Origin of the sequence: Bradyrhizobium sp., assembly GCF_049586575.1 — a bacterium.
GTDB lineage: Bacteria > Pseudomonadota > Alphaproteobacteria > Rhizobiales > Xanthobacteraceae > Bradyrhizobium.
In genome coordinates, this window is sequence record NZ_JBAVCF010000524.1 from 1 (window position 1) to 1,699 (window position 1,699).

Sequence of the window (1,699 nt, forward strand, 5' to 3'; positions counted from 1 at the left end):
GACCAGTTCATCCTTGCTGACGACGCGCTCGCGGTTGCGCAACAGATAACCGAGAAGATCGAACACCTGCGGGGTCAGCGGCTTGATGACGCAGAACCAGGCGCGATGTATCGGCGTGGCCGGGTTATATCGCTGAAGAGTTGTTTTCGAGCGCGCTGGTTCCAGTCTGTACGCCGGCGTTGGCCGTCGGCTTGCACCAACCGTCGGACCTTCGTCGGGCTGCTCTAATCTTTGTGCCCCACCTGTCCGATGACTGGCGGTGCTGGTTCGAAGCCGCAGGACTGCGCACGCCAGTTAAACCAGGCGCCGAGATATTCTTCGACAACAATGCCATGGCGATGCAGGCCGTGCTCGACGGCGTCGGCATTGCCGCGGCACAAACGCTTTATGTGACCGGGGCGCTGGAGGCGGGACGCCTGGTTGCGCCGTTTCCAATCGTCGCCAAAACACGTGAGGCCTGGTATCTGGAATATCGACCCAGCCGCGCCGATGATGCCGCACTCATCGCCTTCCGCGATTGGTTGCATGGAGAGGTAGAACGACAGCGCCGGGTCGAGGCCGAATTGATCAAACCACCCATCTAATCGGATTAAAGACGCTGCGAATTGTGACCGCGACCGGCCTCTAATGTCTGCGTTTGGCGGCTAGCGACAGATATTGCGACGGTACGTCTTTCTAATGGGGCAAAGCGGTGGGTACACGCTGTATGCCACGCGGTGGCTGGCGTGAGACTGCTGAAGTTACGTAAAGGTCGTGAAGTCGGCGCCTCCGCCCCAGCTACTGATATGAGCTTTCTGCCGACGCAAGTTCTGCGATTTAATTTTTGCAGGTTATTATCGCACTTTCACCGTCCGATATTTATCTTTGACTGATGAATCAAAGAAACGGCCTTTTGACGGCGCCGCCATGAAACGCTGATATACATTTTGGGGAACGGCAGCGTAATCGTAAATCCCACCGCTTGTAAATTCGACCTCAAGGGTTTGAGACCCCTCGTCGTATCCTATCGATCGGATGTTTGTCGACGAAACGCGCGTGCGGTCCACGGGATTGCTCCTTTCATGCCGTGGCAAATTTAATTAATCGGTCAGCTAAATCCGTCAAGACTTTTGGTTTCTTGCCGTCCTGCCATGCGATACTCAGGAGCTCACCGATAAAGATGGGATTCTTTTTGAGGCTTGCTCCCGAATCGATCGCATTGCGAGCCCTAGTTGCTAGCGCCTCCCATTCAGTTTTTCCCAAGGCAGAAATCACTTCCTCCTCCAAGGAAGATGGCCATATCGCGTGGTTGTCACCCCACTCCACGGCCTTCGGAAACGCGTCGCATTTCAGTCCTAGAGCCGTAAGAAGAGCCTTATTGTCCCGCTCGTGGAGCGCCCGATGCTCCGCCTTAACGACGTCGCCATCAGCATCGAAAATAACAAAACATGGAATCTCCAGTTCCTGGGCAATAGCTAATAATTGTAAGATGCCGGACTTACGATCCGAAGGGATGATGTGGAGACCAGCTCTCCTAATTTCCTCCCATTCGTCGTCGAGATGCAATGTTGCCGATATGTAAGCGCGATCTTCGATCCCCTCGACGAGTACAAGGCGTTGGCAAAAGTACAGCTCCGATGGCTCCGGGCGAAGAGCCGCGAAAAGCTTCGCGCGCGCAACGGAGGGCTTGTCGGGTTTTTTTCCGGTCGCGTTTGCTATG

Annotated in this window: 4 protein-coding genes; 2 read left to right on the forward strand and 2 right to left on the reverse strand. The window is 55.1% G+C overall.

What is annotated here, in order from left to right:
- A partial coding sequence (locus WB528_RS19685) for a hypothetical protein (RefSeq protein ID WP_423890076.1) occupies window positions 1–228 on the forward strand: 228 nt, incomplete at its 5' end.
- Window positions 141–584: a LysR substrate-binding domain-containing protein gene (locus WB528_RS19690; RefSeq protein WP_423890072.1), complete on the forward strand. Its 444-nt coding sequence runs from the start codon at window positions 141–143 to the stop codon at window positions 582–584. The genes WB528_RS19685 and WB528_RS19690, both read left to right, overlap by 88 nt.
- A 249-nt stretch (window positions 585–833) precedes the next feature.
- On the opposite strand, the gene WB528_RS19695 is transcribed toward WB528_RS19690, so the two are convergent.
- Together WB528_RS19695 and WB528_RS19700 are read right to left on the reverse strand one after the other, a co-directional pair.
- Window positions 834–1,046, reverse strand: a complete 213-nt coding sequence (locus WB528_RS19695; protein ID WP_423890073.1) for a KTSC domain-containing protein — start codon at window positions 1,044–1,046, stop codon at window positions 834–836.
- Window positions 1,047–1,059: 13 nt separating this feature from the next.
- On the reverse strand, window positions 1,060–1,699 hold a 640-nt coding region (locus tag WB528_RS19700), incomplete at its 5' end, for a TOPRIM nucleotidyl transferase/hydrolase domain-containing protein (protein ID WP_423890074.1).